This window comes from Vibrio sp. 10N.286.55.E10, from assembly GCF_002872555.1.
Classification (GTDB): Bacteria; Pseudomonadota; Gammaproteobacteria; order Enterobacterales; family Vibrionaceae; genus Vibrio; species Vibrio crassostreae.
The window spans coordinates 20,927-43,896 of the sequence record NZ_MCSD01000012.1 but is presented as its reverse complement, the minus strand read 5'-3'; the positions used below and the strand labels follow the sequence as shown (position 1 = coordinate 43,896).

Annotated in this window: 21 protein-coding genes; 4 read left to right on the top strand and 17 right to left on the bottom strand. The window is 44.7% G+C overall.

The genetic code is table 11. The annotated features are described in order from the left end of the window. Positions 1–7: 7 nt before the first annotated feature. The gene (gene serB / locus BCV39_RS09005; protein WP_102433376.1) at positions 8–988 is read right to left on the bottom strand and encodes a phosphoserine phosphatase; all 981 of its coding nucleotides are present in this window, start codon (positions 986–988) and stop codon (positions 8–10) included. 109 nt (positions 989–1,097) lie between these two features. On the opposite strand from serB, the gene BCV39_RS09000 reads away from it, so the two are divergent. Then, positions 1,098–1,709: a YtjB family periplasmic protein gene (locus BCV39_RS09000; protein WP_076655999.1), complete on the top strand. Its 612-nt coding sequence runs from the start codon at positions 1,098–1,100 to the stop codon at positions 1,707–1,709. 97 nt (positions 1,710–1,806) lie between these two features. Here BCV39_RS09000 and deoD read toward each other — a convergent pair whose 3' ends face one another. From deoD to BCV39_RS08945, 12 genes are all read right to left on the bottom strand, one after another. Next, positions 1,807–2,526, bottom strand: a complete 720-nt coding sequence (gene deoD, locus BCV39_RS08995) for a purine-nucleoside phosphorylase (protein WP_102433377.1) — start codon at positions 2,524–2,526, stop codon at positions 1,807–1,809. A gap of 64 nt (positions 2,527–2,590) precedes the next feature. Further along, a complete protein-coding gene (locus BCV39_RS08990) occupies positions 2,591–3,811 on the bottom strand; it encodes a phosphopentomutase (protein WP_048658145.1) in 1,221 nt (406 codons plus the stop codon). A gap of 76 nt (positions 3,812–3,887) precedes the next feature. Continuing rightward, a complete protein-coding gene (deoA, locus tag BCV39_RS08985; protein ID WP_102433378.1) occupies positions 3,888–5,216 on the bottom strand; it encodes a thymidine phosphorylase in 1,329 nt (442 codons plus the stop codon). Positions 5,217–5,453: 237 nt separating this feature from the next. Further along, positions 5,454–6,230: a deoxyribose-phosphate aldolase gene (gene deoC / locus BCV39_RS08980; protein WP_102433379.1), complete on the bottom strand. Its 777-nt coding sequence runs from the start codon at positions 6,228–6,230 to the stop codon at positions 5,454–5,456. Between the two features lie 520 nt (positions 6,231–6,750). Then, positions 6,751–8,013, bottom strand: a complete 1,263-nt coding sequence (locus BCV39_RS08975; RefSeq protein WP_060982613.1) for a NupC/NupG family nucleoside CNT transporter — start codon at positions 8,011–8,013, stop codon at positions 6,751–6,753. Positions 8,014–8,217: 204 nt separating this feature from the next. After that, positions 8,218–9,048: a TatD family hydrolase gene (locus tag BCV39_RS08970; protein WP_102433380.1), complete on the bottom strand. Its 831-nt coding sequence runs from the start codon at positions 9,046–9,048 to the stop codon at positions 8,218–8,220. Next, a complete protein-coding gene (locus BCV39_RS23060; RefSeq protein WP_157933150.1) occupies positions 9,029–9,184 on the bottom strand; it encodes a DUF5363 family protein in 156 nt (51 codons plus the stop codon). The genes BCV39_RS08970 and BCV39_RS23060 overlap by 20 nt, the downstream gene beginning before the upstream one ends. A 105-nt stretch (positions 9,185–9,289) precedes the next feature. Continuing rightward, the gene (gene prfC, locus BCV39_RS08965) at positions 9,290–10,870 is read right to left on the bottom strand and encodes a peptide chain release factor 3 (RefSeq protein ID WP_048658149.1); all 1,581 of its coding nucleotides are present in this window, start codon (positions 10,868–10,870) and stop codon (positions 9,290–9,292) included. A gap of 160 nt (positions 10,871–11,030) precedes the next feature. Beyond that, the gene (rimI, locus tag BCV39_RS08960; RefSeq protein ID WP_102433381.1) at positions 11,031–11,486 is read right to left on the bottom strand and encodes a ribosomal protein S18-alanine N-acetyltransferase; all 456 of its coding nucleotides are present in this window, start codon (positions 11,484–11,486) and stop codon (positions 11,031–11,033) included. Further along, positions 11,479–11,877 (bottom strand): DNA polymerase III subunit psi, encoded by a 399-nt coding sequence (locus BCV39_RS08955; protein ID WP_102433382.1) that lies wholly within the window; start codon positions 11,875–11,877, stop codon positions 11,479–11,481. The genes rimI and BCV39_RS08955 overlap by 8 nt, the downstream gene beginning before the upstream one ends. 159 nt (positions 11,878–12,036) lie before the next feature. Further along, the gene (locus BCV39_RS08950; RefSeq protein WP_102433383.1) at positions 12,037–12,540 is read right to left on the bottom strand and encodes an N-acetyltransferase; all 504 of its coding nucleotides are present in this window, start codon (positions 12,538–12,540) and stop codon (positions 12,037–12,039) included. After that, a complete protein-coding gene (locus BCV39_RS08945; protein ID WP_086775327.1) occupies positions 12,524–13,093 on the bottom strand; it encodes an SCP2 domain-containing protein in 570 nt (189 codons plus the stop codon). The genes BCV39_RS08950 and BCV39_RS08945 overlap by 17 nt, the downstream gene beginning before the upstream one ends. A gap of 216 nt (positions 13,094–13,309) precedes the next feature. On the opposite strand from BCV39_RS08945, the gene BCV39_RS08940 reads away from it, so the two are divergent. The 3 genes from BCV39_RS08940 (at position 13,310) to BCV39_RS08930 (ending at position 17,437) form a co-directional block, all read left to right on the top strand. Further along, positions 13,310–15,349, top strand: a complete 2,040-nt coding sequence (locus BCV39_RS08940) for a bifunctional diguanylate cyclase/phosphodiesterase (RefSeq protein WP_048658152.1) — start codon at positions 13,310–13,312, stop codon at positions 15,347–15,349. 177 nt (positions 15,350–15,526) lie between these two features. Then, entirely contained in the window at positions 15,527–16,540 is a 1,014-nt protein-coding gene (locus tag BCV39_RS08935; protein WP_017068227.1) for a peptidase U32 family protein, read from the top strand. Positions 16,541–16,558: 18 nt separating this feature from the next. After that, complete coding sequence (locus tag BCV39_RS08930) at positions 16,559–17,437, top strand: U32 family peptidase (RefSeq protein WP_008218800.1); 879 nt, start codon at positions 16,559–16,561, stop codon at positions 17,435–17,437. Positions 17,438–17,523: 86 nt separating this feature from the next. On the opposite strand, the gene BCV39_RS08925 is transcribed toward BCV39_RS08930, so the two are convergent. The 4 genes from BCV39_RS08925 to pnp all read right to left on the bottom strand — a co-directional run bounded on the left by BCV39_RS08925 (position 17,524) and on the right by pnp (position 22,666). Beyond that, positions 17,524–18,861, bottom strand: coding sequence for an MATE family efflux transporter (locus tag BCV39_RS08925; protein ID WP_055319586.1), 1,338 nt, complete (start codon positions 18,859–18,861; stop codon positions 17,524–17,526). Positions 18,862–18,950: 89 nt separating this feature from the next. Next, a complete protein-coding gene (locus tag BCV39_RS08920; protein ID WP_009847536.1) occupies positions 18,951–19,358 on the bottom strand; it encodes a MarR family transcriptional regulator in 408 nt (135 codons plus the stop codon). Positions 19,359–19,497: 139 nt separating this feature from the next. Next, positions 19,498–20,421: a lipoprotein NlpI gene (gene nlpI / locus BCV39_RS08915; RefSeq protein WP_048658156.1), complete on the bottom strand. Its 924-nt coding sequence runs from the start codon at positions 20,419–20,421 to the stop codon at positions 19,498–19,500. Between the two features lie 124 nt (positions 20,422–20,545). Next, the gene (pnp, locus tag BCV39_RS08910; protein WP_060982624.1) at positions 20,546–22,666 is read right to left on the bottom strand and encodes a polyribonucleotide nucleotidyltransferase; all 2,121 of its coding nucleotides are present in this window, start codon (positions 22,664–22,666) and stop codon (positions 20,546–20,548) included. Positions 22,667–22,970 lie beyond the last annotated feature (304 nt).

Genomic DNA, 22,970 nt, shown 5'->3' with positions numbered 1-22,970 from the left:
TCAAGCCTTAAGGTTTTGCCTGCCAGCTGATTTTTTGCTGCTTAGCTAATACACCCGACAAGATACAAAGCACACCGCCTAAACCTGCGTAACGAACAGCGGTTTGAGCTTGCTGCTCTACTTTTGGTTTCGCGTGGTAGGCAATGCCTAAACCTGCAGAGCCCATCATCACCAAGTCATTGGCACCATCACCAACGGCAACGGTATTGTGCAGTTCCAATTCGTACTCTTCAGCCAACTCTACCAAAATATCGGCTTTGGTTTGCGCCGAAACCACGTCACCCAACACTTCCCCCGTCAATTTACCCTTAACGATTTCTAGAGTATTCGACTGAGCATGGTCAAGATCCAAGGTATCTTTCAGGTAGTCAGAGAAGTAAGTAAAACCGCCTGATGCAATCGCCGTTTTCCAGCCAAGCTTATTAAGCGTGTTCACAAGCCCAACCAGATCTGGCATGAATGGCAAAGATTGGCGCACTTGCTCTAATATCGACTCATCCGCACCTTTCAGTGCTCCTACTCTTTGGCGTAAGCTCTGTTCAAAGTCGAGCTCACCTTGCATTGCTCGTTCGGTGATTTCAGAGACTAACTCTCCCACTCCAGCCAGTTTGGCAATCTCATCGATACATTCAATTTGAATCGCTGTGGAATCCATATCCATCACAATCAAACCTGGCTTAGATAAGTCTGGGACCTCGCTAAGGCAAGCATAATCAAGCTTTAGCGCTTGGAGGATTTCTTCATGTGCTGGTGTTAGGTTGCCTGACATCAAAGCCACTTCATAATGCCCAACTTTCCACGTATCGAGGATGGTGTTGTAAGTGCCAGTGAAAAAGTCGATGTCATCGAAAAATTGTGGAGATAGGTACTCACCAAACACAATCCAATTAGCTTTGGATTTAGCGAGTTGAGAAGCGAAACGAGTCTCGGGGAGTCGAGTTAATAATGTCGTATGCCTTTTTATCGGCAGATATTTCTGAGCGTCCATGTGTATGATTCCTAATTAACTATGCTAAACGTTAACCTATTGCAATTTGAAAACGCAAGTCTCAATATGTCTTAATCATAACATTTGTTTATTTCAGGCTTCGTGAAACATGAATGAATCATTGTTCTCAATACGTAACGCTTTACGAATGCTAGCCCTTATTTTGTTGGCTACCATGTTCGTTGTAACGATTAAAAATACGGTCGTGATCAGTAAAGGTAACGAGAAGATCCAAGCGAAACAGTTGGAAACCCTTACCAAGCTGCTTATCTCTCAGGCATCACTTTCGGCCAGCAAGATGATTACGCAACAAGACCAAGAGCGATTACTTGATCTTACTAATCAGCTGTCTCAAGACCGACTGGTGTTCGATACCACCATCTATGATGCAGAGGGTATCCGACTGGCTTCGAGTGAAAAAGCGCTCTCGGTGCGCGAGGTTCTTGGCTTAGATACGCCACTTTCAACAGCAAGTATTGGCAGACAACAATTAGTTGAACCTATTTATTCACCGGAGAAAACGATCATCGGCTTTATTCGAGTGACCTTCGAAACCGGTAAGATGACAGCAATTTCTGATCACCATTATCGAAAAAGTGATCGCTATATGATCGGTATGGTGTTGATGGGGTTTGTGAGTGGTGTGCTGTTCATTATGCTGATTCGCAGAAGGCCAACCAAGTCTGGTGAGAACTTACTGTTGAAGAATGTAAGCTCATAAACATCGCGTTTAACTTATCCAATAAAAAGCCCCGACGCTCAGGCAGCAACGGGGCTTTTTGTTATCTGTTCACTTATCAAGCTAAGACAAATCAAGATTATTCTTGGTCACCAAGCAACACAGAGTCTAGTGCGATAACCATCATGTCGTTGAAAGTCGTTTGACGTTCATCTGATGTAGTTTGCTCACCAGTCTTGATGTGGTCAGAAACAGTACAAATCGTTAGCGCTTTCGCACCGTATTCAGCACATACGCCATAGATGCCAGCCGCTTCCATCTCTACGCCAACAATGCCATATTTGTCCATCACTTCGAACATTTCTGGATCTGGCGTGTAGAACAACTCAGCCGAGAACAGGTTGCCAACTTTTACATCAACACCACGTACTTTTGCTGCATCTTCTGCCGCACGTACCATTTTGTAGTCTGCGATAGCTGCGAAGTCGTGACCTTTAAAGCGAATACGGTTCACTTTTGAGTCAGTACATGCGCCCATGCCAATAACCACATCACGCACTTTGATATCTTCGCTCACTGCACCACAACTACCAACTCGAATGATCTTTTTTACACCAAAATCTTTGATTAGCTCAGTCGCGTAAATAGAACAAGATGGAATGCCCATACCATGTCCCATAACCGAAACCTTACGACCTTTGTAAGTACCGGTGTAACCAAACATGTTGCGAACGTCGCACACTTGAACCACTTCTTCTAAGAAGGTTTCAGCGATGTATTTAGCACGTAGCGGGTCGCCTGGCATTAAAACTACGTCAGCGAAATCACCCATTTCAGCATTAATATGTGGAGTAGCCATTGAAAATATCCTTAATCTCAAAACAAAAAAGAAGAGAGAGGTTTCCCTCTCTCTTAGTTAACTATTATAGGAAGCTTGTACCGTGTCCCATTGGCGATGTGCCAAAGTATGACGCTAAGCTTTGGCCGATATCAGCGAACGTATCGCGACGACCTAGAGAACCCGCTGGAACCTTCTGACCGTAAACAATCACAGGGATGTGCTCACGAGTATGGTCTGTGCCTGGCCATGTCGGATCACAACCGTGGTCTGCCGTTAGGATAAGTACATCATCTTCTTTCATCATATCGATGATTTCATTGATGCGACCATCGAAGTACTCAAGTGCCGCTGCGTAACCAGCAACATCACGGCGGTGGCCGTAAGCTGAGTCGAAGTCAACGAAGTTAGTAAACACAATCGTGTTATCGCCCGCTTCATTGATCGCTTCTTTAGTCGCTTCAAATAGCGCAGGGATACCTGTTGCTTTAGTTTTCTGAGTGATACCACAGCCTGCGTAGATATCAGAGATTTTACCGATTGAGTGAACGTTACCGCCCTTCTCATCAGCAAGTTTCTGCAGGATAGTTGCTGCAGGTGGCTCAACAGAAAGATCACGACGGTTACCTGTACGCTCAAATTGACCTTTACCCGGGCCAACGAACGGACGCGCGATAACACGACCAATGTTGTAGTCTTCTAGCTCTTCACGAGCAATCTGACAAAGGTCTAATAGGTTTTGTAGGCCGAATGTCTCTTCGTGACAAGCGATCTGGAAAACAGAGTCCGCAGAAGTGTAGAAGATTGGCAGGCCAGTCTTCATGTGTTCTTCACCTAAGTTATCTAGGATTTCAGTGCCTGATGAGTGGCAGTTACCCAAGAAACCAGACAAACCTGCACGCTCAAGGATGCGGTCAGTCAGCTCTTTTGGAAAGCTGTTCTCTTTGTCGGTGAAATAGCCCCAGTCAAACAATACTGGTACACCAGCGATTTCCCAGTGACCTGATGGCGTGTCTTTACCAGAAGACAGTTCAGCAGCGTGACCGTAAGCGCCGATGATTTCAGCGTCTGCATCCATACCAGGAGCAAAACGACCTGTAGACTCTTTATGAGCCATTGCTAAGCCTAGCTTAGACAGGTTTGGTAGCGTCAGAGGACCTTTACGATCTGCATTGTCGGCAAGACCTTGGTCACAATGATCTGCGATGTGACCCATAGTGTCAGAACCTACATCACCGAATTTATCTGCATCCGCTGTTTCACCGATACCGAATGAATCTAAAACTAAAATAAATGCTCTTTTCATTTTCTTCACCAACTTATTGCTCTTTGCACCAGAACTCTGTTTATCGGCATACACGAGGTATGCCGATACCTGTTATTTACACGTCTTCAGAACGAATCTGACGGTAAACATCTGGCGTTGCTGTATATTCTCCGCCCACAGTGATTGCATTTTGTAATGCTGTTGCAGCTTCTTGCCACTGTTGTTCGTTGCGAGCATGAATCATTGCTAATGGTTTATCTTCACTTGCTACTTCACCAAGACGAATGAAGTGATCAAAACCGACTGCGTAATCAATGCTGTCAGTTGCTACGCGGCGACCACCGCCCATACCAACTACAGCCATACCAATTGCACGAGTATCCATTGCTGATACTACACCGCTTTCTAGCGCGTACACTGGCTTAACAATTTCTGCTTTTTCTAGGTAGTTATCGTAGTTCGCTACGAAATCTGCTGGGCCACCAAGGCCCGCTACCATCTTACCAAAGCACTCTGCTGCTTTACCGTTATCCAGTACTGCCATCAGTTTTTCGCGCGCTTCGTCTGAATCTTTTGCAAGGTTACCCAACACCAGCATTTCAGCACACGATGCCATCGTAATTTCTAGCAAACGTGGGTTTCGGTATTCACCCGTTAAGAATTGAACCGCTTCACGAACCTCTACTGCGTTACCCGCTGAAGAAGCTAGAACTTGGTTCATGTCCGTTAGAATTGCTGTTGTTTTAGTACCTGCACCGTTTGCTACTGCAACGATAGATTTCGCTAGCTCTTCTGACGCTTCGTAAGTCGGCATGAAAGCGCCTGAACCTACTTTTACATCCATCACTAGAGAATCAAGGCCAGCGGCCAGTTTCTTAGATAGGATTGAAGCCGTAATTAGCGAGATGTTATCTACGGTTGCTGTGATATCACGAGTTGCGTAAACACGCTTGTCAGCAGGAGCTAGATCGCCTGTTTGACCGATGATAGCCACGCCAGCATCTTTCGTTACTTCACCGAACACTTCGTTGGTTGGTGTAATGTTGTAACCCGGGATAGATTCTAGCTTGTCTAGCGTACCGCCAGTGTGGCCTAAACCACGACCAGAGATCATTGGAACGAAACCACCACATGCTGCCACCATAGGGCCAAGCATCAGAGAAGTTACGTCACCAACACCACCAGTAGAGTGTTTATCAACGATTGGGCCATCAAAGTTCATGTGGCTCCAGTCAATCACCATACCTGAATCACGCATTGCACAAGTTAGTGCGATACGTTCTGGCATTGTCATTTCATTAAAAAAGATAGCCATTGCAAATGCTGCAATTTGGCCTTCAGAAACCGTGTTCTTAGCTACGCCTTGAATGAAGAAGTTAATTTCTTCTGTGGTCAGTACTTCGTTATCACGTTTTCTGCGAATAATTTCTTGAGGTAGATACATTAGTGCCTCCCAAACTCTAGTGAGTATGGTTTGTAGGGAAAGAGGTAATATGGAGTGACTTAACGTCACTCCATCAAACAGACTTGTTATTTTCAATACTCTAAATATTTGGCGTTACAGCTAGGCGACCAGTGAGTTCATTCCTATGAGCATAGAGGCTCTATGTGATTAGGACGGCCGGCGAACCGGTGAACTTACGCAGTCAACAACGCTGCGGCGTCAAATATGACGAGTAAATTAGTATGCTGCTGGATCAGCAGTTTGGTCTGTCACTTCTAATGTATTAAGAAGGTTAGTCAGTAGGCTTGAAGCACCAAAACGGTAGTGCATGTTGTCTGCCCACTCAGCGCCTAGTAGCTCATCAGCCATTGCTAGGTAAGCTTGAGCATCTTCAGCTGTACGAACGCCACCAGCTGGTTTGAAACCAACTGTTTTAGCAACGCCCATGTCACGAATAACTTCAAGCATCATGCGAGCGTATTCTGGAGTCGCGTTTACTGGCACTTTACCTGTTGAAGTTTTGATGAAGTCTGCACCAGCTTCGATACAGATTTGAGAAGCTTTCTTGATCAGTGCTTCTTCTTTCAGTTCACCTGTTTCGATGATCACTTTAAGCGTAATGTCACCACAAGCTGCTTTACACTGTTTAACTAGCTCAAAGCCAACTTCTTCGTTGCCAGCAATAAGAGCACGGTATGGGAATACTACGTCAACTTCGTCTGCGCCGTACGCTACCGCTGCTTTTGTTTCTGCAACAGCAATTTCGATGTCGTCATTACCATGAGGGAAGTTAGTTACAGTCGCAATGCGTACTTCTGGAGTACCTTGCTCACGCAACGCTTTCTTAGCTGCTGGGATAAAGCGAGGGTAAATACAGATTGCAGCTGTGTTGCCTACTGCAGTCTTCGCGTCATGACAAAGCGCCACTACTTTCTCAGTAGTATCGTCATCATTTAGCGTAGTTAGGTCCATAAGTTTAAGTGCACGTAGAGCTGCTGCTTTTAAATCGCTCATTTCTATCTCCGATCAATATATTCAAATAGTTAACTACTTCGCCATCCATCCAGTATAGATGGATATTTTAGTAATGCTCAGTAGTCACAAATGAACGGACTTGGTTCCTTGAAGACTTGATAACTTTCGCTACCAATTGCAATCCTTGTCACCGCACAGTACCAGTTTGGTCTATGGCACAACAAATCAGTCATGTTGTGTCTAACATCTATAGCGTATCGCTAATTTTGGCTTAATCCCAGAAGAATAACGTTCGAGTTGATTTCGAGGTTACTTTCTTGCCAACAGAGACATCCTATCCCTTTAGCTTATACATTATAGGTATCCATCAATAAATTGTAGTGCTCCTTAGAACGCAAACGGTTTGTATCTCAAAAAAACATTCTAGACCCATTATTGAATCCCAGCATCGCTCGTGCTCATACTAAAAATCACTAGGCCTAAAAACAAAAAAGCCCCGCAGCAATTTCTTGCTACGGGGCGATATTATTATGGCGTCTATATATCTAAATCTACTTGATTAGAAAGATAGGAAGAAGCCAGCAATTGTTGCTGCCATCAGGTTAGATAGAGTACCAGCAATAACCGCTTTAACACCCATACGAGCGATGTCGTGACGACGAGCTGGTGCAATACCACCTAGACCACCAAGAAGAATCGCAATTGAAGAAAGGTTTGCGAAACCACATAGTGCGAATGCGATGATAGCTTGAGTCTTCTCAGACATCACTTGACCAGTTGCTGCAACAACTTGAGCATTTTCACCAACGTATGGTACGAAGTTTAGGTATGCAACGAATTCGTTAACAACTGTCTTCTGACCAATGAAAGAACCAGCGATAGTTGCTTCTTCCCATGGAACACCAATGATGAATGCTAGCGGTGCGAAGATCCAACCTAGAAGAAGTTCTAGAGTTAGGTTTTCCATACCGAACCAACCACCGATGCCACCTAGGATACCGTTGATTAGAGCAATTAGACCGATGAATGCTAGTAGCATTGCACCAACGTTAAGAGCTAGTTGTAGACCAACTGATGCGCCACCTGCTGCTGCGTCGATAACGTTAGCTGGTTTGTCATCGCCACCGTCCATTTCGTCAGCGATGTTGTCGTCTGGCGTATCTGTTTCAGGCTTGATGATTTTAGCGAATAGTAGACCACCAGGTGCTGCCATGAATGACGCTGCAACTAGGTACTCTAGAGGTACACCCATAGATGCGTAACCTGCTAGTACACCACCAGCTACAGAAGCCAAACCACCACACATTACTGCGAATAGTTCAGAGTTAGTCATTTTAGGAACAAAAGGACGAACAACTAGAGGTGCTTCTGTTTGACCAACGAAAATGTTTGCTGCTGCAGACATAGACTCGGCGCGAGAAGTACCTAGAGCTTTCTGAAGACCACCACCAAGAACTTTGATTACAATTTGCATTACACCAATGTAGTAAAGTACAGAGATAAGTGCAGAGAAGAAAATCAGAGTTGGTAGTACTTGGAAAGCAAAGATGAAACCGATACCGTCAACTGAGAAGTTAACTAGGCTGCCGAATAGGAAACCGGTACCGTCTTTACCGTAGTCGATCACGTTTGCTACACCAGCAGAGAAACCTGCAAGTAGATCACGACCCCAAGGGATGTAAAGTACGAATGCACCAAGTGCGAATTGGATAGCGAAAGCGCCACCCACTGTTCTTAGATTAATAGCTTTGCGGTTGTCAGATAGTAGTACTGCGATTGCAATCAGTGCAACCATTCCGACGAGGCTCATAAACAGGCTCATAGTTTATGACTTCCTTATTAGTTATTTATTGGCGTGTTACAAAATGGGGCTATAAAGCGGAGGCAATTATACTCATGCGACCACTAATAAAGTAATGCCATCCTCACACTTTCGTACAAGATTCATGTACCATTCACACACAAATGTGAGCTAAATCACAAGCTCAATGCAATTTACGCAAACGATAAACAAAAACCCTCGATTTTATTCACATATACCGAATGTGCGATGGCTATTTTGCCATATTTGCGCTGCAACCGATTGCTTTGTCTCATTTCTAAGCAAAATAAGTTCATTTAATATCGTAACTAAATATTTGGAATGATTAACATTTCCTTGGTTTCCGTACACCGGCATGTCCGGAGCATCCGTTTCCAATACCAAGCATTCAAGGGGCAATTTTGCGATAGTTGTGCGTGTTTTTTGCGCTCTTGGGTAAGTTATCGTTCCACCGACGCCAATATAGAAACCGAGCTTGATCCACGCTAAAGCTTGCTGTTCACTCCCTGAAAAACCGTGAATCACCCCACCAAAAGTAAAATTATGCTGCTTTATTAACTCGATCAGTCGGTTGTAAGACTTCCGTTCATGGATGATTAAAGGCAACTCAAAGGTCTTAGCTAGCTCCATTTGCTGGACAAAAAAACGCTCTTGTTTTTCCCTTTCGACGCCCACAAAGAAGTCGAGTCCGCACTCACCTATCGCGACACATTGGCTGTTTTTTGAAGAGAGTAATTGGCGAAGTTCTTCAAATTGCACCTCATCCGCTTGCTCTAAAAAGTAAGGATGGAAGCCTAGCGCGTAATAAACATTCGGGTAGGATTGCGCAATTTTTTCAAGCTTACGCCAGTTATTTTGGCCTATAGAAGGGATGAGTATTTTCTCAACTTGGGCTTGTTTCGCTTCTTCAAGGTAGCGATCAATACTTTGATCAAGTGTAGTTCCCTGATCAATTACAATATGTTGCTCAAACGCCTCAAAATCCGCATGGCAATGAGTATCAAACAGCGGAAAGTCACTTATTTGCTGTGTCATATTTTCCATTCTCTGCTTTCTGGCCTTGAAGGTCACGACGATAAGGTACACAGCTACGCTTATTTTCAGGCGTTAAGCCAAGCTCTTCACACCACTTATCGTATTTCTTAATCCAAGTTTTTATCCAACCCAACATACTTGCCTTTAACCTCAGCTTTTGAACCTTAAATAAAACGCATTAAAAAACGCCTATTGCAGAACAATAGACGTTTTTGTTTAACTCGAATAGAGCGCGGAGTAATTAGTGCTCGCGCGTCGCTCGGAATTGAACTTCAGGGAAACGTTCAGAAGCTAGATTCAAGTTCACCATAGTTGGTGCGATGTAAGACAGGTTGTCACCGCCATCTAGCGCAAGGTTAGATTGGTTCTTACGTTTGAATTCTTCTAGTTTCTTAGCGTCATCACATTCAACCCAACGAGCTGTTGCAACGTTAACACCTTCGTAGATAGCTTCTACGTTGTATTCCGCTTTCAAGCGCGCTACAACCACGTCGAACTGAAGTACACCAACTGCACCAACGATCAGGTCGTTGTTCTGCATAGGACGGAATACTTGTACTGCGCCCTCTTCTGAAAGCTGAACTAAGCCTTTTAGAAGCTGCTTCTGCTTCAGTGGATCACGTAGGCGAATACGACGGAATAGCTCAGGTGCGAAGTTAGGAATACCAGCGAACTTAAGGCTCTCACCTTGAGTGAAGGTATCACCAATCTGGATTGTGCCGTGGTTATGCAGACCGATAATATCGCCCGCGTATGCTTTTTCAGCACGTGCACGGTCACCCGCCATGAAGGTTACCGCATCAGAGATACTTACGTTCTTGCCAGTACGAACATGGTTCATCTTCATGCCTTGGTTGTAAGTACCTGATACGATACGCATGAATGCGATACGGTCGCGGTGTTTAGGGTCCATGTTTGCTTGGATCTTAAAGACGAAACCAGAGAACTTCTCTTCTGTCGCTTCAACATCACGCTCGTTCGCTTGACGCGTTTGAGGAGCAGGTGCCCATTTCGTTAGACCATCAAGCATGTGGTCAACACCGAAGTTACCTAATGCGGTACCGAAGTAAACCGGCGTTAGTTCACCAGCAAGGAACAGTTCGTGGTCAAACTCAGGGCAAGCACCGATAACAAGCTCTAGCTCTTCACGTACGCTTTCCGCAAGATCAGAGCCTACCGCTTCATCTAGCTCTGGGTTATCTAGACCTTTGATGATGCGAACTTCTTGGATCTCATGGCCATGGCCTGATTCATATAAGATCGTTTCATCACGGTGAATGTGGTAAACACCTTTAAACTCTTTACCACAACCAATTGGCCATGAGATAGGAGCACAAGCCATACCTAGCTCGCTCTCAACTTCATCAAGCACTTCCATTGGGTCACGAACGTCACGGTCAAGTTTGTTCATAAACGTTACGATTGGCGTATCACGTAGACGTGTTACTTCCATTAGTTTACGAGTACGATCCTCGACACCTTTCGCAGCATCGATAACCATCAAACAAGAGTCAACCGCTGTTAGCGTACGGTACGTATCTTCCGAGAAATCTTCGTGTCCTGGAGTATCTAATAGGTTTACTAGGCAATCATTGTATGGGAATTGCATTACCGACGTAGTTACCGAGATACCACGTTCTTTTTCCATCTCCATCCAGTCAGATTTAGCGTGCTGGTTAGAGCCACGGCCTTTTACGGTACCCGCTTTTTGAATCGCGTTTCCGAATAAAAGAACTTTTTCAGTAATCGTGGTTTTACCCGCATCCGGGTGAGAGATAATCGCAAACGTTCTACGTTTGCTCACTTCTTGTTGGAAAGACATAGTCGCCCTTTGCTGATCTAAAGCGTAAAAAGGGCAAGTAGATAATACTTGCCCTTGAATTCTGTGTGCAGATTATACAGAAAGCGTGTCACTTTCTAAAGGGTCAGTTTACACCCTATTTTGTCGCTTATTCTCTGCTTAGCGAAAAGCGACAAGATGACTAGCTAAAAGACATAAAAAGATAGCTCATAATGATCGCATCTTCGTTGCCTTGCTTAGTTGGGTAATAGTTACGACGACGATCGACTTCATTAAAGCCCGCTTTTTCGTAAAGATTAAACGCATTCACATTACTTTCGCGAACCTCTAGCCAAGCGCTTTCCGCGTCAGCTTGTTCGCATATATCAAGGAAATGTTCAGTTAACGCTTTACCATACCCTTTGCCTTGTTGGCTTGGGTCTACCGCTATATTAAGTAACGTGACTTCACCAACGATGTTTTGCGCGAAGAAGTACCCGACCACTTGCCCATCGACTTCGAGAACATGATGACAAGCGCCTCGACTCTCAAGATCTCGAATCATGGTTTCAGACCAAGGATGAGAATGTGCGGCCTGCTCAATCTGCCAAATGGCGTCTAGGTGTTGTTGTGAAGTCGGTAAAAATTGATTAGTCATAAGCACAAATTTGTTGCCATAAGTCGCGGCGATGTTGGTTATTACCGTTAATGTCAGACAGTAATGGCGATTGTAATGTTTTAGCCTTCAGCTCTTGAGTCGGCTCACACCCCGCAAACCACACCCACTCAACCGCCCCTAAATCCACCGAAGATAGGTGCTGAGGCTGAATGTGTAATGCCTGAAATAAGTCGAGCTTGATACTTTTGAGTACTCGTTCAAACATCACGGCGAGATCTTCCTGAGGCTTTTCAGGCGAAACCAACAGTAGCTTGCAGTCATTTGAGAGTGGCATCAATTCAGATTCATAACCCGCTAAACGCTCTGGGTGGCTAAGCTCCCATTGGCTAATGCCCATCTCTTGCAGGTATTGTGCGTGTGTTTGTGACATATCTAGCGGTGTAACCTTAGGTTTATAGTGGGCGATTTATTAGAGCGAAGTTAAAAACGAGCTCATCAGAGCTGGGCTGATACTAACAAAAAATAAAGGAGCATCAAGCTCCTTTATTTAGACTAAATCAGTTTGCATCATATTGCGTGGGAAATGGGCTTATAAGTCATTGAACTCAGGACTGTAAGCAATCTCACCAGAATGCCCAGCAAGCGCACCTTCAACTAACTCGATAGCTTGAAAGGCTCCCTCTGGCACATTCCAAGTGCAGCTCAAACCAAACTCACTCGCAGCCTTGAAACCAAAGCGGCCGTAATAGGCAGGATCACCAAGCACAACACAGGCTGGGTAACCAAAATCAACCAAAGTAGAGAAAGCATCTTCAACCAGTGATTTAGCAATGCCTTGGTTGCGGAACTCTTCTTTCACAGCAAGCGGTGCAAGCCCCTGCCAATTGTGATCGTCACCTTTAAGCGTGATAGGGCTAAACATCAGGTGACCAACCACCTCGCCTTCGTCAGAACAAGCCACCAGCGATAGCGTTAAATGACTATTCTCACGCAGGCTCATAACCAAATTAGCTTCTGCATCTGTTTCAAAAACAGATTTCAATAAACGATCAATGACAAGTATATCTGCCGGTGCTTCAGTTCGAATAAGCATTCATTACCTCACTTTGTGTATCTGGGGATTGTACTCCCTTCTGCACAAAATCAGCTAATTGATTTAACAAAGTTTTCATAGGAGTCGGCAATAAGTCCAAATCTACGCTATCCATCAAGTTTTTGACTTCTAAACCAAGCTCGGTATCGCCTTCAATAGACAGTCTACGTTGGAAGAAAAGCGTATCTGGATCTTCTTTACGCCCCGCAATCAACACAAGGTCATTAAGATTCCCGCTAAAGCTTACATCTTCAGCCACCTCTTTATCAGCTACAACTAGTTGCTCATTTTTGTAACTAATACACCAACTTAACCCCATATCTTTTATTGAGACTTTAAGCCACTTATCTTCTAAGAACTCAAAGTCACCGTCCTCTAAAGCTTCCTTAAAGACATTCTTAAGCGCCTCCAACAAGGCTCTTTTTTGTACTGTTTTAGGCAATAACTGGACTGGAGATCGCAAAATTGATGCGGCATTTTGAACTAGTTGAGTGCGAATCTTGTTTATCACGTGACTTATCCGTAACTTTGTCAATAATATGGAATGCATCATAGATGATGTTAAGATCTCAGTTACTGTTATGTATCAAATTAACTTCTGTTTGATGCTCGACCTTTAATATCCTGAAAATCACAGTTATAGTAACTCAGGTAATGAGAATTACAGCGGATCGCTGCACTCACAGGTAAATATCGATAGCCACACAAAAAGTAATAAATATTTATCGATAGTGAATATTCAAGCTCTTGGAGAATTGGTAGTACTTTGATGCCTCCCCAGCAACTACAACATTGGTTTACCCAGCTAACTGCAAATAGTCCGTTCTTTTTTGCAGTACTTGATGCTCAACATAACTATTTTATGGTGAATGAGCGTTACTGCGATATTGCTGGTTTGAGTCAAACAGAGCTTGCAGGCATGAATGACCGCCAAACATTGGGCGAACAATTTTACCAACATCTTAAGCCTTACTATGAGCGTGCATTCAGTGGCGAAACGATTGAGGCCGAAGTCACCCTTAACGAAACTGACCTCGATACCAGCCTTCATTTCAGCCTATCTCCGCTTACCAATGGCAACAAAACCGACTACATCGTCTTTCACGCCTTCGACACATCAGAAAACCAAGTACTTGTCCGTTCTTTAGAAGAATCCGAAGCTAAATTCCACAAGCTATCTCAACTACTCCCAGACGGATTACTGCTCGTTGAAAGTGACTACATCTTGTCATCCAACCCAGCAGCAGCTCGCTTGCTTGGCTTTAACTCAACCACAGAGTTAATTGGCGAAGAATTGGGACGCCTATTTATCGATGAACAAACCAAAACAGTTTTCAATAATAACCTCACTTCTATTATTTCTGAGTCTGGTTTGGTTTGCTTAACGGGTGCCCGATGCGGCTTTGAACGTAAGGTTCAGCTCAACATCGACTCCACCACTGTTCTTGGAAGTAATACTCAGTTGGTGCTTATCCAAGACGCACAAGAAACCGCAAAACAATATACACCGGCAAACAGTGAAGATGCCTACATCGACGCACTGACTAAGCTCTATAACCGAGTTGGGTTTACAAAGCGTCTTGAGCAGTTCATTCACAACGATACGCCAGTGGTGATGCTCTACTTAGACATTGATAACTTTAAGAATATCAATGATTCACTTGGTCATCACATCGGTGACAAGGTGATTAAAGAGGTCGCTTCACGCCTTAAACGCTTACTGCCCCGTAAGGCTGTGATTGGGCATTTAGGCGGGGATGAGTTTGGTATTATCCTGCCAGAACCTGAACATCAGCGAACACCTGAAATGCTCGCTGAAAAGATCATCTCCCTGATCAATCAACCCTTCGATCTTCACCACTTCAGTAAACGCTTGGCCTGCTCGATTGGTAGCGTGAACTTCCCTCAAGATGGTACTGATGCTCGTATCTTGTTGCAAAATGCAGACACAGCAATGTATGAAGCGAAAGATCGTGGTCGCAACCGCTTGATCAAGTTCAACGAACAGATGAACAAAGAAGCGCGTATGCGACTGTGGCTGGAGATTGAGCTTCAGAAAGCGCTGCAACAAAATGGACTCGAGGTTTGGTACCAACCAAAAGTAAATGCCCGTGATTTCACCATCAACGGAGCAGAAGCTCTAGTTCGTTGGAAACACCCTGTCGAAGGCTACATCAGCCCTGCTGCTTTCATCCCAGTTGCAGAACGTGCAGGTCTTATCGAGCAGCTTGGTCGTGTGGTGATGCGTGAAGTATTCGCAACAGTTAAACGCTGGAAGATGCAGGGGATCCTACCTGGCCGTGTGGCAATCAACCTTTCTCCTGAACAGTTTGGGAACCCGAAACTGATTGATTACATGGAAAAACTGCTGCGTTCGACAGAACTAGACCCAAGTGCGATTACATTTGAGCTAACGGAAAGCGCGGTGATGAGTGATAGTGAACACACACTTCAAATGCTTAACGCCATCAAGAAACTTGGCTTTGCTCTCTCCATCGATGATTTTGGTACTGGTTACTCTTCACTGTCTTACCTTGCTCGCTTCCCAATTGATGAGCTAAAGATAGACCGTGCTTTCATCTCCGATATCGATACCCTACCAAAGCAAATCACCGTAATTGAAAACATCATCAACCTGGGTAAGTCTCTCGATTTAACTGTGGTTGCTGAAGGTGTCGAAACTAGTGAGCAAGCGACTCTGCTGTCTAATCTCAACTGTAGTTCGATTCAAGGCTTCCACTTCTACCGTCCGCAACCAAAACAAGATGTCGAAGAGTTGTTTGCCCAAAACCGCCGTCATAAGAACTAACTAACCGATTCAAGTACCTCATATTTAAACCAAGCCAACATGTAAAACGGTCACTCGTCAGTACCTCAAACGGAGTAAAAGCAGATTTATCCATCTAAACCTGCCTTACATCAATTCCGTCATTCACAATTCTTCATAAAATGCTCGCTTCAACTCAATTCTACTGGTAGTGAGCAAATGGAACTCTTATGCCCAGCGGGTAACTTACCTGCTTTGAAAACCGCTATTGATTGTGGTGCGGATGCTGTCTATATCGGATTCAAAGACGATACCAATGCCCGACACTTTGCAGGCCTAAACTTTGCGGGTAAAAAGCTCGATCGTGCTGTGCAGTATGTGCATGACCACAACAAGAAAATTCATGTTGCCCTAAACACGTTTGCTCACCCAAATGGCTTCGACCGTTGGACCAATGCCGTAGACAACGCTGCTGCGCTAGGTGTCGATGCACTGATCATCGCAGACATCGCGGTGCTTGAGTACGCAGCAAACAAATATCCAGATCTAGAACTGCATCTATCGGTACAAGCATCAGCGACCAATGCCGCTGCTATCGACTTCTACCATAAAAACTTCAATGTTAAGCGTGTGGTACTGCCGCGTGTATTATCGATCCATCAGGTCAAACAGCTTTCTCGTAATATCACTTCTGACGTTGACCTTGAAGTATTCGCTTTCGGTAGTTTGTGCATCATGGCAGAAGGTCGTTGCTACCTCTCTTCATACATGACTGGCGAATCACCAAATACGGTTGGCGCTTGCTCTCCTGCGAAATACGTTCGCTGGCAAGAAACAGAAACAGGCCTCGAATCTCGCTTGAACGAAATCCTTATCGATAAATATGAAGCAGGTGAGAACGCAGGTTACCCAACGCTGTGTAAAGGCCGCTTTGAAGCAGAGATCGATGGTGAACGTAAGCGCTATCACGCACTTGAAGAACCAACCAGCCTAAACACGCTATCAATGCTGCCAGAGCTTTTCGCTGCCAATGTTGCTTCAGTGAAAATTGAAGGTCGTCAGCGTAGCCCTGCTTATGTAGAGCAAGTTACTCGTACGTGGCGCGCTGCTATTGATCGCTACTTAGCAAACCCTGAACAATACCAAGTAGAACAAGCTTGGAATGCGACACTGGCGAATGTATCGGAAGGTACACAAACCACGCTTGGCGCTTATCATCGTAAATGGCAATAGAGCCAAATGGAGAACTCAATGAAATACGCATTAGGCCCTCTACTTTATTTTTGGCCAAAACAAGACGTTGAAAGCTTCTATGAGCAAGCGAAATCAAGCTCTGCTGATATCATATATCTCGGTGAAGCCGTGTGTTCAAAGCGTCGTGAGATGAAAGCAAAACACTGGATGGACATCGCTAAAGAGCTGTCTGCTTCAGGTAAGCAAGTGGTACTGTCGACCATGGCGTTGCTCGAAGCGCCAAGTGAAGTCAACATCATGAAGAAGTACATCGATAACGGTGACTTCGCGATTGAAGCAAACGACGTGTCTGCAATTCAACTGGCCAGCGAAAGCAAAGTCCCTTTCGTGGTTGGTCCTGCGGTGAACACCTACAACGCACGCACCCTGAACCTGTTCTTGAAACAAGGTATGACGCGTTGGTGTATGCCGGTTGAGCTTTCTCGCGAATGGTTAAGTAACGTAATGACCCAGTGCGAAGAGCTCAATATTCGTAATAAGTTCGAAGTAGAAGTATTTAGCCACGGCTACCTACCGCTTGCTTACTCAGCACGCTGCTTTACCGCTCGCGCTGAAAACAAAGCTAAAGACGATTGCGAAACCTGCTGTATCAAGTACCCAACAGGGCTACAAGTAGAAAGCCAAGAAGGCCAATCAGTATTCAACCTTAATGGTATCCAGACCCAATCAGGCTACTGCTACAACCTAGTCAATGATTTGCCGAACATGCACGACCTGGTTGATGTGGTTCGCTTAAGCCCACTCGGCGTTGATACCTTCTCTGAGATCAATAACTTCAGAGCGAACGAACAAGGTCAAAACCCGATGAAGATTGAAAGCCGACAATGTAATGGCTACTGGCATCAGCTTGCAGGTTTAGACGTCAAAAACATCTAAATACTATTTTCAAAACGAAGCGATTTTCAAAACGAAAAAGGTCTAGCACATGCTAGACCTTTTTAGTTCGTCTCAAGAAAATCGACCTATGCCGTTGCGGTTTCCATCGGCGAGGCGTCGAGCTTCTTTACGTCTTTGTAGAGCATCACCATTACCACCGCGCTCAACGCGATATTAGACAGTGGATATGCAATCCAGATCCCCGGCACACCGTACAACTTAGGCATAATGTACAAGAAAGGTAACTGGATCAGCATATTGCCTATCGTTACAAACATCGCCTTGCTGCCCTTGTTTACCGCTTGGTAATAAGCGCCCGCTACCACTAAGAAACCATCAAGCGCCAATGCAAACATGTGTAGTCGAATACCTAATACTGTGTACTCAACTAACTGAGGTTCGTCCGAGTTAAAGACTGATACAAACTCACGTGGGAATGCGTTCAGAAGCAGCACGAACGCCACACCAATCAATACCGAACTCAGCATCGCAATCTTAAGTAACTTACGAATGTTCGCTTGGTTACGCGCACCATGGTTGTAGCTCACCAAAGGTTGCATGCCATTGGCGATACCTTCAGCCGTGAGATAATAAACCGTCACGATGTAGCCCAAAATCGCGTAAGCACCAATCATCAACTGGTCGCCATATTGGGAGAACAACGCATTGTGCAGCGCCACCATCATCGAACCATAAGCGTACATAAAGAAGCTTGATGTACCAATGGCGAAGATCTGTGGGATAACCGATAGCTTCAGTCGTAACTCATTCCAACGTAAGCGTAAATTTGCTCGACGTGAAAAGAAGTAAGCCAGACCTAAGCCCGTTACCACAAATTGTGCGATAGCTGTTGCTAGTGCCGCGCCCATCAACTCCCAACCATACAGAGCGATAAACAGGTAATCGAGTACGATATTAATCACAGCACCAACGATCATCAATATCGTCGCTAAATTAGGGCTGTCATCGTTACGCAGTAGAAACGGCATCGCGATCGAACCTAGCGTGAAGACACTAGCACCAATAAGAATGTGTAAGTACTGCAAGCCAAGTTCATACACTCGCCCTTCAGCGCCCTGCCAAAGCAAGAAGTTATCAGCAAACAAAAACAGCAATGCGGAGACAATAGGCGTTATCGCTAACAACAGGGTTAAGCCCGTTGCTAAGATCTGCTTAGCGCCTTGAGTATCTTTTTCACCTTGGCGAATCGAGACCAGTGCACCGGTACCCACGCCCACCAACATACCAATACCGAGAATCGAACCAATCACAGGCCACGCAACATTGATACCTGCAAGTCCATCAGCCCCCACATAGCGGCCAATGAAAATGCCATCCACCACTTGGTACAGGCCATTAACCAACATGGCTGCCACGGTAGGGATTGTGTATCGCCAAAACTGACGACTAATTGAGTTACTCATTTCTTACTCTACTTTCATTTGTGAGTCGCATATCAACAAGATATGACTCGAAAAATTAGTTAATAAGGCTAACTAAATATCTAAATTATTTACTTCAAAGCTTTATTTAATAATAGGTTTAGCTGCTGAGATTCTTGCTCAGACAAACGACTTTCCAGTATTTGTGCCATGACCTGATAGATCTTACTTTCTTCTTCTAAGCCGACTTCAGCTTTGCTGGTCAGTACAACCAACTTAGACCTCGCATCTTCGAGCGAAGCTTTACGCTCAACAAGCCCCTTTCTCTCTAGTCTCTGAACCATAGTGGTTGCTGAAGGCTTGGTCACCTGCATCTCAATCGCAAGATCAGTCAATCGGATCGGTTCAGGAGAAGATTGAATGACCTTCAAATAGTCATACTCATTGAAGCTCAATTGGCAAATAGGGTCTTCATTTACCTGAGTTCGCCATATCTTTGAAGCGAAGCGCTCAATCTTTTCTAAATTCTGGTTTAGCATACTCACCCAATCAAAAAATGGCATTTAGTTAGCAAGGCTAACTATTTTAGTATTGTTTAAATAAAAAGCAATCAAAACGAGATGAAGAGCATAAAAAACCGCTGACAGGCAGCGGCTTCTCGGAGTCAAAATGTATTGCTTACTTAGCGCTGGCTTCTTCTTCAGCCTCAGCTAACTTAACTTGTGCTAAGTGCTCGGCTTTAAGCGTGGTGAAGATACGGCTTAGCTCTAAGAAAGAGTAACGGTGCTCTACATATTCATACACGTTGAAAGAGACTGACAACTTGTACAAAGAGATCGCATTCGCGTAGTCACCATTCATATGGTAACGCTTAGCAAGGTAGAAGTACGTCTCTGTTAGACGCTGCGCTAGTAACGTGTTGTCACGAGTACCGGTTAAGATCGCCTTAAAAGCCTGCTCTTCAGTAATGTCATCAAGCATAATCGCGACTAATACCCAGCCCCACTGCTCATCGCGACTCTCGTAACGTTTTTGTAAATCAAGCTTAGCTTGCTCTGGCGTTAGCTCATGCTGAATGATGTACAACCACAGAGCGCGAAACGGATCGCTAGGATCATCGGCATAGTGCTTCATCATCTCTTCATTAGCTAAGTCGTAACGTTCGCCATAATAAAGCGCGATAGAACGGTTTCTTTCTGCGTAAGAGTTTGCAGGATCAAGCTCTAACGTAGAATCAAAAGATTCATAAGCCGCATCAAACTCCCCTACCTGCGTAAAGTAAACACCCAAAAGATTGAAGATATCAGGTTGAGCTGGGTTCAATGAAAGAGATTGGTTGAAGTCGAGACGCGCGAGATCACGCAGGCCAACACTGTCGTAGTAGTTACCCCGTTCAAACAGCATCTTAGCTCGAACTTCATCGTTCAAATCTGGGCGCTGTAATAACTGACTAAGACGTGCAATTTGAACTTCTTGCTGAACGCTTGGTTGCAGTGGCACAGCCATCGGTGGATAAACCCAACGTGAGGCGTTATCTGATGTTGTCGCACAACCTGTTAGTACAAGCAGTAAACACATACTCGCGGTTTGAAACCATTTCACAAATAATTACTCCTGTTATGACCGCAATAAAAAAGGGGAGCGATATGCTCCCCTTTATAACATGCTTTGTTGACGATAGGTTAGAAATCACTAAAAAGCGATATCACCATCGACACACTGAGAATTACTCAGCAGCAGGTGCTTCGCCTTCAGCTGGCGTTTCAACTGCTTCTTTCATGCTTAGACGTACACGGCCTTGACGGTCAATTTCAAGAACCTTAACAGGAACTTCTTGACCTTCAGTTAGGTAGTCAGACACTTTCTCAACGCGCTTGTCAGCGATTTGAGAGATGTGTACTAGACCATCTTTACCTGGAAGGATAGTAACGAATGCACCGAAGTCAGCTAGACGAGCAACTTTACCTTGGTAAATGCGGCCAACTTCAACTTCAGCTGTGATCTCTTCGATACGACGGATAGCTTCTTTAGCAGCTGCGCCTTCAGTAGCAGCAATCTTGATTGTGCCATCGTCTTCGATTTCGATTGTAGTACCAGTTTCTTCACAAAGAGCACGGATAACTGCGCCGCCTTTACCGATAACATCTTTGATCTTATCAGAGCTGATTTTCATTGTGTGGATACGTGGAGCAAATTCAGAGATATCTTCACGAGCACCAGAGATAGCTTCATCCATTACAGAAAGGATGTGCTTACGTGCACCTTGCGCTTGGTTAAGTGCAATTTGCATGATCTCTTTAGTGATACCTTCGATCTTGATGTCCATTTGAAGTGCAGTGATACCAGCATTAGTACCTGCTACTTTAAAGTCCATGTCACCTAGGTGATCTTCGTCGCCAAGGATGTCAGAAAGAACAACGAAATCGTCGCCTTCTTTAACAAGACCCATTGCGATACCCGCAACAGAAGCTTTGATTGGAACACCAGCATCCATAAGAGCTAGAGATGTACCACATACAGAAGCCATTGAAGAAGAACCGTTAGATTCAGTGATTTCCGATACAACACGAACTGTGTATGGGAATTCTTCAACAGAAGGCATTACTGCTTGGATACCACGCTTAGCTAGCTTACCGTGACCAATTTCACGACGCTTAGGAGAACCAACGAAACCAGTTTCACCTACACAGTATGGAGGGAAGTTGTAGTGTAGAAGGAAGTTGTCTTTCTTCTCACCCATTAGGCTATCGATGATTTGAGCATCACGTTGTGTGCCAAGCGTTGCAGTAACAAGTGCTTGAGTTTCACCACGAGTGAATAGAGAAGAACCGTGTGTACGTGGAAGAACACCAGTACGTACGTCTAGCGCACGAACCATGTCTTTTTCACGGCCATCGATACGTGGGTTGCCAGCGATGATGCGGCTACGTACTACGTTTTTCTCTAGAGAACCAAGCATGCCGCGGATTTCGCGCTCATCTAGGTTTTCGTCTTGTGCGATTAGAGCTTCAACAACGTCGTTCTTGATTGCGCCAACTTGCTCGTAACGAGCCATTTTTTCAGTGATCTGGTACGCGTCAGATAAACGTGTTTCAGCAAGTTCAGCAACTTGAGCTTTAAGCTCAGTGTTAACTGCTGGCGCTTCCCAGTTCCAAGCTGGAGTTGCCACTTCAGCAGCAAACTCGTTGATTGCTTTGATTACAACTTGTTGTTGGTCGTGACCATAAACAACAGCTGAAAGCATTTCTTCTTCAGATAGGTTATCTGCTTCAGATTCAACCATTAGTACTGCGCCTTCTGTACCAGACACAACTAGGTCTAGTTTAGAGTTTTCAAGCTCAGTATTTGATGGGTTAAGAACAAGTTCGCCGTCGATGTGACCAACACGTGCAGCACCGATAGGGCCATTGAATGGAGCACCAGAGATAGCAAGTGCAGCAGACGTTGCGATCATAGTGATCATGTCTGGGTTTACGTCAGGGTTGATAGAAACAACCGTAGCGATAACTTGAACTTCGTTTTTAAACGCACTTGGGAAAAGTGGACGAATTGGACGGTCAATCAGACGAGCTGTTAGCGTTTCGCCTTCAGAAGGACGACCTTCACGCTTGAAGAAACCACCAGGGATTTTACCCGCAGCGTATGTACGCTCTTGGTAGTTAACTGTTAGAGGGAAGAAGTCTTGACCTGCAACAGCTTCTTTCTTAGCAACAACAGAAACGAATACTGATGTATCGTCCATAGTCGCCATTACAGCAGCGGTAGCTTGACGTGCAATTACGCCCGTTTCTAGAGTAACGGTGTGGTTACCGTACTGGAACGATTTTACAACTGGTTTTTCAAACATTGTATATCCTTAGCTCTAAAGTCAGACTTTAGATTAAGTGAATAATGACTCAAGACATTACCAATCGCGACTAGTGAAAAGGGACTTAGGATGGTGACTCTTTGTATGCGTTCATACGCCGAATTAAGACCAAATCCGCCTTTGAATAGTCGCGACCTATTGGCCGACATCTGTGACTGTAATCTCTTGAGAGGTTGATTGCCAAACGCTGAAAACGCTATAGGCGGGCGTAGTATAAACTATTTTTATTAGGAGATATATTTCCTATCAGAAAAAGCCAGATGATATTCTGAGCATCCGGCCT

What these genes read in the sequence shown, in the direction of transcription:
- serB (WP_102433376.1), bottom strand. Translation starts at nt 988, where the DNA reads ATGGACGCTCAGAAATATCTGCCGATAAAAAGGCATACGACATTATTA.
- BCV39_RS09000 (WP_076655999.1), top strand. Translation starts at nt 1,098, where the DNA reads ATGAATGAATCATTGTTCTCAATACGTAACGCTTTACGAATGCTAGCC.
- deoD (WP_102433377.1), bottom strand. Translation starts at nt 2,526, where the DNA reads ATGGCTACTCCACATATTAATGCTGAAATGGGTGATTTCGCTGACGTA.
- BCV39_RS08990 (WP_048658145.1), bottom strand. Translation starts at nt 3,811, where the DNA reads ATGAAAAGAGCATTTATTTTAGTTTTAGATTCATTCGGTATCGGTGAA.
- deoA (WP_102433378.1), bottom strand. Translation starts at nt 5,216, where the DNA reads ATGTATCTACCTCAAGAAATTATTCGCAGAAAACGTGATAACGAAGTA.
- deoC (WP_102433379.1), bottom strand. Translation starts at nt 6,230, where the DNA reads ATGAGCGATTTAAAAGCAGCAGCTCTACGTGCACTTAAACTTATGGAC.
- BCV39_RS08975 (WP_060982613.1), bottom strand. Translation starts at nt 8,013, where the DNA reads ATGAGCCTGTTTATGAGCCTCGTCGGAATGGTTGCACTGATTGCAATC.
- BCV39_RS08970 (WP_102433380.1), bottom strand. Translation starts at nt 9,048, where the DNA reads ATGACACAGCAAATAAGTGACTTTCCGCTGTTTGATACTCATTGCCAT.
- BCV39_RS23060 (WP_157933150.1), bottom strand. Translation starts at nt 9,184, where the DNA reads ATGTTGGGTTGGATAAAAACTTGGATTAAGAAATACGATAAGTGGTGT.
- prfC (WP_048658149.1), bottom strand. Translation starts at nt 10,870, where the DNA reads ATGTCTTTCCAACAAGAAGTGAGCAAACGTAGAACGTTTGCGATTATC.
- rimI (WP_102433381.1), bottom strand. Translation starts at nt 11,486, where the DNA reads ATGACTAATCAATTTTTACCGACTTCACAACAACACCTAGACGCCATT.
- BCV39_RS08955 (WP_102433382.1), bottom strand. Translation starts at nt 11,877, where the DNA reads ATGTCACAAACACACGCACAATACCTGCAAGAGATGGGCATTAGCCAA.
- BCV39_RS08950 (WP_102433383.1), bottom strand. Translation starts at nt 12,540, where the DNA reads ATGCTTATTCGAACTGAAGCACCGGCAGATATACTTGTCATTGATCGT.
- BCV39_RS08945 (WP_086775327.1), bottom strand. Translation starts at nt 13,093, where the DNA reads ATGATGCATTCCATATTATTGACAAAGTTACGGATAAGTCACGTGATA.
- BCV39_RS08940 (WP_048658152.1), top strand. Translation starts at nt 13,310, where the DNA reads ATGCCTCCCCAGCAACTACAACATTGGTTTACCCAGCTAACTGCAAAT.
- BCV39_RS08935 (WP_017068227.1), top strand. Translation starts at nt 15,527, where the DNA reads ATGGAACTCTTATGCCCAGCGGGTAACTTACCTGCTTTGAAAACCGCT.
- BCV39_RS08930 (WP_008218800.1), top strand. Translation starts at nt 16,559, where the DNA reads ATGAAATACGCATTAGGCCCTCTACTTTATTTTTGGCCAAAACAAGAC.
- BCV39_RS08925 (WP_055319586.1), bottom strand. Translation starts at nt 18,861, where the DNA reads ATGAGTAACTCAATTAGTCGTCAGTTTTGGCGATACACAATCCCTACC.
- BCV39_RS08920 (WP_009847536.1), bottom strand. Translation starts at nt 19,358, where the DNA reads ATGCTAAACCAGAATTTAGAAAAGATTGAGCGCTTCGCTTCAAAGATA.
- pnp (WP_060982624.1), bottom strand. Translation starts at nt 22,666, where the DNA reads ATGTTTGAAAAACCAGTTGTAAAATCGTTCCAGTACGGTAACCACACC.